The organism is Pollutimonas bauzanensis (assembly GCF_040393045.1).
GTDB classification, from domain to species: Bacteria; Pseudomonadota; Gammaproteobacteria; order Burkholderiales; family Burkholderiaceae_B; genus Pollutimonas; species Pollutimonas bauzanensis_A.
In genome coordinates this window covers 1-6089 of sequence record NZ_JBEBUX010000184.1, presented here as the reverse complement: position 1 = coordinate 6089, position 6089 = coordinate 1, and the positions used below count along the sequence as shown (strand labels likewise).

The 6089-nt window shown below is 54.6% G+C and carries 9 protein-coding genes; 4 read left to right on the top strand and 5 right to left on the bottom strand.

Annotation, left to right across the window (positions count from 1 at the left end; translation table 11 throughout):
- Window positions 1-6: 6 nt before the first annotated feature.
- The 4 genes from ABWO67_RS18765 to ABWO67_RS18750 form a co-directional block, all read right to left on the bottom strand.
- A complete protein-coding gene (locus tag ABWO67_RS18765) occupies window positions 7-969 on the bottom strand; it encodes a DNA/RNA non-specific endonuclease (protein WP_353154680.1) in 963 nt (320 codons plus the stop codon).
- Between the two features lie 89 nt (window positions 970-1058).
- Window positions 1059-1685, bottom strand: a complete 627-nt coding sequence (locus ABWO67_RS18760; protein WP_353154685.1) for a pyridoxamine 5'-phosphate oxidase family protein — start codon at window positions 1683-1685, stop codon at window positions 1059-1061.
- Window positions 1686-1734: 49 nt separating this feature from the next.
- Complete coding sequence (locus ABWO67_RS18755) at window positions 1735-2130, bottom strand: WG repeat-containing protein (RefSeq protein ID WP_353154677.1); 396 nt, start codon at window positions 2128-2130, stop codon at window positions 1735-1737.
- A gap of 82 nt (window positions 2131-2212) precedes the next feature.
- The gene (locus ABWO67_RS18750) at window positions 2213-2473 is read right to left on the bottom strand and encodes a hypothetical protein (protein ID WP_353154674.1); all 261 of its coding nucleotides are present in this window, start codon (window positions 2471-2473) and stop codon (window positions 2213-2215) included.
- A gap of 124 nt (window positions 2474-2597) precedes the next feature.
- Between ABWO67_RS18750 and ABWO67_RS18745 the strand changes: the two genes are divergently transcribed.
- Window positions 2598-3239, top strand: coding sequence for a carbonic anhydrase (locus ABWO67_RS18745; protein ID WP_353154672.1), 642 nt, complete (start codon window positions 2598-2600; stop codon window positions 3237-3239).
- Window positions 3240-3419: 180 nt separating this feature from the next.
- Here ABWO67_RS18745 and ABWO67_RS18740 read toward each other — a convergent pair whose 3' ends face one another.
- Window positions 3420-4349: a hypothetical protein gene (locus ABWO67_RS18740; RefSeq protein ID WP_353154669.1), complete on the bottom strand. Its 930-nt coding sequence runs from the start codon at window positions 4347-4349 to the stop codon at window positions 3420-3422.
- A 186-nt stretch (window positions 4350-4535) separates the two neighbouring features.
- Here ABWO67_RS18740 and ABWO67_RS18735 point away from each other — a divergent pair, with 186 nt between their 5' ends.
- The 3 genes from ABWO67_RS18735 to ABWO67_RS18725 all read left to right on the top strand — a co-directional run bounded on the left by ABWO67_RS18735 (window position 4536) and on the right by ABWO67_RS18725 (window position 6028).
- Complete coding sequence (locus tag ABWO67_RS18735; protein WP_353154666.1) at window positions 4536-4739, top strand: hypothetical protein; 204 nt, start codon at window positions 4536-4538, stop codon at window positions 4737-4739.
- A gap of 47 nt (window positions 4740-4786) precedes the next feature.
- Window positions 4787-5317, top strand: a complete 531-nt coding sequence (gene sodC / locus ABWO67_RS18730; RefSeq protein WP_353154663.1) for a superoxide dismutase [Cu-Zn] SodC — start codon at window positions 4787-4789, stop codon at window positions 5315-5317.
- A 108-nt stretch (window positions 5318-5425) separates the two neighbouring features.
- On the top strand, window positions 5426-6028 hold the full coding sequence (locus ABWO67_RS18725) for an MlaC/ttg2D family ABC transporter substrate-binding protein (RefSeq protein ID WP_353154683.1): 603 nt from the start codon (window positions 5426-5428) through the stop codon (window positions 6026-6028).
- Window positions 6029-6089 lie beyond the last annotated feature (61 nt).

The window sequence follows — 6089 nt, the reverse complement described above, 5'->3', positions numbered from 1 at the left end:
CACCTTTTACGCCGGCTTTGGTTTCTGCATGCTTGCATTGGTGGTCTTGATTGGGCGCCGCGGCAATAATTGAAACCCGGTGCGCCGCACGAACTCATCGTACGTGATCGGCGCGCCGGCTTTGGTATTGGCGCTGTTCTCCTGCCAATGTACCCAAGACCTTCCAGTCATCGGGTCGTACACCACTTTGTACAAATGGCTCGGAACGGCAACCCGCCCTGCCCCAATCGCCTGTGGCCGGGCACTGTAAACCGGACCTGTAAATACATAGACATCGCCAGAGGCCCGCATTACGTACTTGCGCGTATCCTGCTCAATGCGGCTCCACGCTCCCGCGTTGTGGGTCTGATTCTGCGGAACCATATTAGCCAGGGAAAAGCTTTGCGCCATTGCTTCGGGACTATGCATGTCTCCCGCCGGCGCCATATGTCCGCGCGAATACCCTGAACCGCGATAGTCTGGAAGTTCAGCTCGTTCGGCACGCGGCACCCGAGCTTCCGCATAGAATTTGTCCGTCCTCGGAATGCCTTGGCCCTGCACAAGCGCCCGGCGATTCAGCCGCTGGGCAACGAATACCGGCGTTTTCGTTTGACCGCTGTACAAGATGGCGAACGATGAAAAGCACAGCTCACGCAAAGCTTGGGCTCCGGGCACGACCGGCGGCTGCCCTCCCGGGAAAAACTGTCGGCATCCGGCGAAGCGGGTTTGGACCAAATCACCCGGGGCCACCACGGCCCGCGCGACCGAAGACTCTTGAGCAGGGAGACCGAACTGCGATAAGACCTGGTCAAACGAAACCTCTTCGGCCCATTGCGGGTTAAGAAGGAAACTGGCAACGCTGAAAGCAGTGATGGCGGAAGCGCTGAATGCCTGCAGAAAGCGCTTGAAGCGACCGGTGGATGGACGACTTGTTTTCGATTTTGAATTTGAATTTCTTCTGCGGGTAACTGGCTTCTTTCTACTGGTCATTCTGCTCAAATGGGGATACTACGGGCCGGTGCTCGACCGGGGTATCGTCCAATTGTAGGCGACGCGCAAAAATGTCCTGCCGTCCTCAGTTAGTACAGGGTTTTTTCCACGCGCGCGGGTAGCTCGGCGTCATATTTCTGGCCATCGATTTCCGCGTTGCTCAGTGCTTCCAGGATTGCGCCTGCGCTTGGCAATGAAGCACGCCCTACGTGAAAGGCTGGATCCCATAGCCGTGACCGGAGAATGGCCCGCGAACATTGGAAAAACACCTTATCCACATCAATAACAAGCACCGACGAAGGAAACTTGCCACCCATCGGAAATTGCTCCAGCCATGCCGGATCGGTAGTAATGGTGGCCCGGCCGTTTATTCGCAATGTCTCGCCGACACCTGGAATCAAAAACAAAATGGCAACTCGCGGATCGTAAATAATGTTTCGCAGGCTATCTATTCTGTTATTGCCCCGACGATCCGGCAGCAGCAAGGTTTTTTCATCATGAACACGGATAAAGCCTGCAGGATCGCCTCTTGGGGAAGCATCGAGCCCGTCGGGCCCATTAGTGGCCAGGACGGCAAAAGACGCTGCCTCTACCAACTTTCGGTAATACGGATGAATGTAAGTGACTTCCTTCTTGATGGAAGCTGTTGCGGGTGTTCCATAAAGCGCCTCGAGAGCTTGAAGACTGGAAATTCGATGCGCCGTGTTTAACTCGATCAAGACTGAAATTCCTATTTGATAATCGCGGCGCCATACCTGCAGCCGCTTATTGTTCCGGCTTGCTCAGGCTTTCCCATTTTTCGCAGTACACGGATGTATGCTCGCTTGCGCGCTCTCTTCTGCAATTTGTGCCGGCCTTCGCCGCACCGTCTTGAAACGGAAACACGAAATCATATCGCGCGGGAATAACGATGTTCAACGCCTTGTCGTGAAAGCCCATTTTGCCGTCTTTAACAAACCGCGCCAAGCCTTCTTCAAAATAGTCCGGACCGTTATCGAAGATATAGGGCCTTATCAGCGGGCGCTGATTTCGGTCGACATAGACCCAGCCTTCTGCATCCGATATCAGGGCGTGTCCATAGCGATCGTAGTCCTGAGCCGACGCCGAAAACGCCGCAGCCACCACCACCGAAAATATCCCGAACGAAACTACTTTGCGCACTATGGACCCTTATGAGACTGGCCTTTCAGTATCGGCGATCTCTCCTGAAAATGCCAGCATCACTTCAGGTACAAAGCTTTCACTAGCGGTTAATACGCCCCCACAGATAGGCGACAGCGGCAACGGTAGCAATCGCCATAAGTGGATTGGCGCGAACCATGTCCTTTGCGCATATCAGGGCACCCTCGAGGGTATCGCGGCCACTGTCCACGGCATCGTGTGCCAGGTGCTTAGCCTTTGCTGTTGCATTGGAGGCCGCTTCCGCCGCCCCGATTATTGCCGTATCCGCCACATCTGCCCCTTTATCAATGGCCTCGTTGGCTTTGTCAGTAAATGTCGCCATAGCAGAACTCCTGAATAATGGCACAACGTGCCGATGTCTATAAGTATTAACCGCTAGCCCCTCAAGCATATAGCGTGCCCAAGGAGTAAAATCCCTAGGCTTCAAATAACAAAAGGAACTCCAAGTGTTTCCCTCAAGGCTCACTTCCGGCTATCAGTCATTTTTAAACGGTCGCCTTTCCCGCGAACGAGAACGTTACGAAGAACTCGCCAGAACTGGCCAACATCCAGAGATCATGGTCATTGGCTGCGGCGATTCGCGCGTTGCACCAGAAACGATCTTCGATGCGGACCCTGGCGAAATATTTGTAATCCGCAATATTGCCAACCTTGTCCCCCCTTGCGAGGCCGACACCGAGACCTCATTTCACGGCACAAGCGCTGCGATCGAGTTTGGCGTCAACGCACTCCAGGTCAAGCATATCGTCGTGCTGGGTCACGCAAGTTGTGGTGGGGTGGCGGCCTTTGCAAGCCATGCCGCGCCTTTAACAAAACGTGATTTCATCGGCAAATGGATGTCGCAAATCGCACCAGTTGCCGAGCGCGTCGGCCCGCCAACTGAAGATCGTGAAAGCTGGATCAGGCAACTCGAGTGGGGTGTCGTCGACTACAGCCTTGATAACCTGATGACCTTTCCCGCCGTTCGCGACGCGGTTGCAGCAGGAACGCTCACATTGCATGGCGCTTATTTTGGCGTCGGTACCGGCGTGCTTTTTATCCGCGACCCCAAGACCGGACGTTTCGAACCCTACAGCGAAATCATGTAAACGACGCCCGGACGCATCTCGCTGCCATGAAACACCAAGCGCAAAATAAACGTCCGGGTAACGCCAAGCTTAATGCCAGAACAACGCCAAAAGAATGATGATGGGAATAGGCACACCGAGCAAGAAAAGCAAGATTGATCGCATTGTTAAATTCCTTTCCTAAATGACAATTAAACGGTGTTAATACGTAGCAGTATCGATGACAGCCATATCACGCCGCCTGCCACCCCATATCGCTGCAAGGCTTGCAAAGAAGGCACCGCATAAAAGAGCGACAAATGTCCATAGTGCAGCGCCGGCACCCGCTTTACGCGCAGCATCCGCCGCTTCTTTTGCTTTGGTCTTGGCCTGCTCTATAGCCTGCTGCGCCTGGGCATATAAATCATCCACACGCTTTTCCGCGTCAGCCTGACTCAACCCGGTATGTTGAGCAACCAGTTTCGCAAGATAGGTCTTGTCCTGGGCATCAAGCGTACCGGTGCTTATGCTGTGCATTAGAACGGTAGCCGCTTCGCTCTGCGCCCGGGATCCGCCTTGATCGCCAGTGACGGGCTGATCCGACCGGAATAATGAGTCGACAAAATACGAGAGTGAGTTATTATCGCCGCCCTTGCTGGCGCTGCTTGCTGCACTCTGTACAACGGACAAAGTCGAAGACGCAATATTGCCGGCCGCTTGAGCGCCAGTACTGACTATCCCCGTCACAACAGAGCCCAACAGAGCGGCAGTGGCTATGGTGGCGACCGCCCAACTTAACAAGCCGTGAGCTGTGTCCCGAAAATAAACCTCGTCGGTATGCACGTCAGTCCATTTGACCCGTAAGCGTCCCGCCAAATACCCGCCTACACCTGCCGCCGCAATCTGGGTTAGCGCCAACCATATTGCTGCTGAAATACCCACGGTTGACGCCTCCGCGCCGCTGGAAGGCCAAGGGGAGACTGCTGAAAACCCCAGCCCAAATCCCAAGACGACCAAGATCAACGAAAGCGCGGCCGCCGCAGCAGCACCCGCCAAAATGGCTCCCCAAGAAACGCCGCTGGAACTGTACCCAACCGCTGCGTTCGCGCCTATACCCATCGGCAATGCCGGATCATTCTCATTACTCAGCATAATTCTTCCCCTATTAGCTAGTGTTTATGCCCCGTCTCCGAAGACTCACGATAGTCACCGTAGTGGCGCCAGAGCCCTAGCAAGCACCGTGCCTGCTCGCCATTTGACCGCGTACTTGAGCAAACGGATTGCAAGGGCACGAAACTTGCTCGTTGCTCCAGGTGTGTAATCAATCAAGGAGTGACCATGATGCAAGCCAAAATCCGCCCAGGCGAAACCCATATCTCACTTGCAGGAAAAAACAAGCCTTCGCGTAAAGAACAGGGTGTCACCGGCGAAGAAAAGGATTTACTACCCGAACTTGGACTCAAACGGCCAACTCAACAGAAAAGCGGCCAACCCAAGGCCAGCCCACTGGATGACGATGGCATCGACTTAGGTGAAGACTAGGGAATAGAATGAAATACACTGACGCACGCAGTGCTACAGGAGCTCTAATGAAAACTGTCTTACATACCCTTGCCCTATCTGCCGGCCTTTGCCTGGCAACTGTTGCGCATTCGGACATCCTTGTGCAAGTACACGAGGTAAATAAAGATGGCGTAGCCGCAGCGCTTGGCACGGTGGCTATCTCAGAATCCAAATATGGGCTGGTGTTTACGCCGACACTTAAAGGCTTGGCGCCTGGCATCCATGGCTTTCATGTTCACCAAAACCCAAGCTGCGAGACGTCTGATAAAGATGGCAAGATCACACCAGCAGGAGCCGCCGGCGGGCACCTTGACCCCGAAAGCACCGGAAAACATGGGTTTCCATGGGGCGACGGCCACTTGGGCGACTTGCCTGCCCTGTATGTAGATGCGCAAGGCAATGCCAGCAATCCTGTCCTGGCGCCTCGCTTGCAAAAACTATCCCAGGTCGCAAACCGCGCGCTGATGGTACATAAGGGTGGCGACAATCATTCAGACCATCCTCAAGCGCTGGGCGGCGGCGGTGCTCGAACTGCCTGCGGCGTCATCAAGCAATAGCCGAAAGCCATGAACTCGTGCATCGTTTCTCAGCCCTCCTTACCTATTATCGTGGCCAAAGCCCGGCGCATCCTGACCGGCAGTCTGGCTGTGTTCGCTTTGGTCATTATGGGCGGTTGGGCGACGGCGCACGCCCAAGATCCTGTTGATCCAAACGCCCCTCCCAACGAATTCGTTCAAACCGTCGGCAATAACGCATTAAATGCCGTCAGAGGCGATGCGGCGGCCAAACAAGGCGACACGCGCCGCATCAACGAGCTGGTCGACCAATACCTGCTGCCTTACGTGAATTTCAGAAAAACCACCCGTCTGGCAGCAGCCCAAGGATGGCGCACAGCCACTGAGCAGCAACGCAACGACTTGGTTGATGCATTCAGGGGGACCTTAATCCGGACCTACGGCGGAGCGCTATCCGATGTCGATAAAATTGCGGCGTTAAACGTATTGCCATTCCGCGGAGACCCGAATGCTGCGGATGTCGTAGTACGTACCACGTTCTCCCAACGCAACGGGCCGGAAATCGGTGTCGATTATCGTTTGGAGAAAACACCCGAAGGCTGGAAAATCTACGACCTGAATGTGGAAGGCATTTGGCTGATTCAAAACTACAGGAATCAGTTCTCACAGCAAATCCGGCAAAACGGAATCGACGGACTTATTGCCGCCTTGAACCAAAAAAATCAAAATACCCGGCAGGACGGTCAACGCTAACCTGCATTGTCGTCGACGGGATTTGCGGTTCGGATTATCCGTGCCGGATTCCCCACGGCAA